The organism is Schnuerera sp. (assembly GCF_035459645.1).
Taxonomy (GTDB): Bacteria; Bacillota; Clostridia; order Tissierellales; family Tepidimicrobiaceae; genus Schnuerera.
Window position 1 is genome coordinate 1 of the sequence record NZ_DATHXO010000219.1, and the last position, 2,015, is coordinate 2,015.

5 protein-coding genes are annotated in these 2,015 nt (G+C 28.6%); all 5 read left to right on the forward strand.

The features are described 5' to 3' along the window. Positions 1-335 (forward strand): nucleotidyltransferase substrate binding protein (locus VK998_RS05195; protein WP_325226280.1); only part of this gene is annotated, 335 nt, incomplete at its 5' end. 2 nt (positions 336-337) lie between these two features. Next, the gene (locus tag VK998_RS05200) at positions 338-643 is read left to right on the forward strand and encodes a nucleotidyltransferase domain-containing protein (protein ID WP_325226282.1); all 306 of its coding nucleotides are present in this window, start codon (positions 338-340) and stop codon (positions 641-643) included. 146 nt (positions 644-789) lie between these two features. Continuing rightward, positions 790-1,059, forward strand: a complete 270-nt coding sequence (locus tag VK998_RS05205) for a hypothetical protein (RefSeq protein WP_325226284.1) — start codon at positions 790-792, stop codon at positions 1,057-1,059. A gap of 357 nt (positions 1,060-1,416) precedes the next feature. After that, entirely contained in the window at positions 1,417-1,749 is a 333-nt protein-coding gene (locus VK998_RS05210; protein WP_325226285.1) for a PIN domain-containing protein, read from the forward strand. 82 nt (positions 1,750-1,831) lie between these two features. Next, on the forward strand, positions 1,832-2,015 hold a 184-nt coding region (locus tag VK998_RS05215), incomplete at its 3' end, for a hypothetical protein (protein ID WP_475513927.1).

Consider the following 2,015-nt stretch of genomic DNA (forward strand, 5'->3'; position numbering starts at 1 on the left):
AAAGAGAACTATCCATACTTGAGAAACAAGGGGTTATTCAATCCTTTGAATATACCCATGAATTAGCATGGAAGACTTTAAAAGATTTTCTTGAGCATAGGGGTAGTACAGGCATATATGGTTCAAGAGATGCTACAAAAAAAGCCTTTGCATTAGGGCTTATAGAGGATGGAGAAATATGGATGGAAATGATAAAAAGTCGTAATCTAACAAGCTATACATATGATGAAAGGACAGCAGATGAGATTATTGATCTTATAAAAGATTCATATTTTTACCAATTTGAAAAACTAAAAATAAAAATGGAAGAATTGGAAAAAGAAGAGGATAAGTAAATATGAAATACGGTTTAAAGGATAGTACTTTAAAAAAAATTATTGATATTTTTGCTAATTATTCAAAAATAGAGAAAGCACTACTCTATGGTTCTAGAGCAAAGGGAAATTATAAAAAAGGATCAGATATAGATTTAGCATTAATAGGTAAAAATATAAATATTAAAGATTTAAATAGAATCCTTTTAGAATTAGATGAACTGTACTTACCATATAGTTTCGATTTAGTGATATTTGATAGAATAGAAAATAATGATTTGATAAACCATATAAATAGAGTAGGTATCACAATATATCAAAAATACTGATACTAGCTATAATACTGGGTATCGTTTGTCACATCTACTTTTTTAAAATCCTCCAATTTAATCTAATGACTTTGCCAACCTCCTATTTTTAAATGAACTATAAAAATTATATTATTCATAATAGAATATTCAAAATAAAGGGAGGGATGGATATTAATGGGGAAACAAAGACCATTACTTTGGAGGCTAAATATTATTCACCTGAAGAGCTTTTAAATGTTCTAAATGAAAAACTAGAACAGGTATCAGCAAATATTGTGGCCTCTTATTATGAAGGAAGATTAAAATTAAGCTTTACAGGGGTAGGAGTAAATACCATCGATAGTATTCATGGAAATGCTAAAGGTACACTATTTTTTAAACTTTCCAAAATAAAAAGTAAAAAATTTAATAAATTTTATTATACACAGGGATGAAATATCTGGAGGGGAGTTTACTGATTTAAGTCAAGTAAAGGAAAAAGATTTCAGCACCAACGAGTAAACTTTTTTATATCTCTATTTAATCATCATACCTCATTGCCAATACACACAATTTTCTGAATTCCACTTCGCCTGTATAATTGAAAAAACGATACTTTAATTGCCAAAGCAACTAAATTTATTTTTTCATAATATGATGAGATAAGAGATAAAGAACTTTCAATAATGAAAAATCTAAGAGGTGCTCTATCAAAATATAAAAATGATAATTTAAAAAAAGAAGAAGATAATGCTTGGGCAATGGCGGTGCAGGAGAAATATGAAAATAGTTGATGCGAATATAATACTAAGATATCTTTTAATGATACAGAAGAATTGGCAGAAAAGGCAGCTGATATAATAGAAAATAATAAAGTACTAGTTCCAAATGAAGTTATAGGTGAAATTGTCTATGTCCTTGAAAAGGTATATAAAGTAAAAAATGATGAATTAAGTGAGATATTAATTTGTCTTTTTCAATATGAGAATATAAAAGTAGATGATCTAGAAGTAATTAAAACAGCTCTAGAACTTTATGGCAGAAGAAGGTTTGACTTTGTAGACACATTGTTATATGCCTATAATCACATTAGAAACTATCAAGTATGTACCTTTGATAAAAAATTAGATAAGCTACTAAAATAGAGGTGTTCTATATATGATAACTGTGGTTGAGATGTAAAAGTCTGGGCCACTTTTTTATTTTCACGGAAAGGAGGTTGCCGAGATGCTAAATGATGATGTCAATAACAAGGCTATAAACATTGAGATTAAGGTTGCACAGTATTCTGTAAAAGCCATATTAAAAGCAATGAAAAAGATTATGGAAGATGCTGCTGAAAAAAGTCAGCCACTTGCAGACTATCTTAGTGAAAAAAGAAAAACTAATTCAAGAAAGCTAAAGGATATGG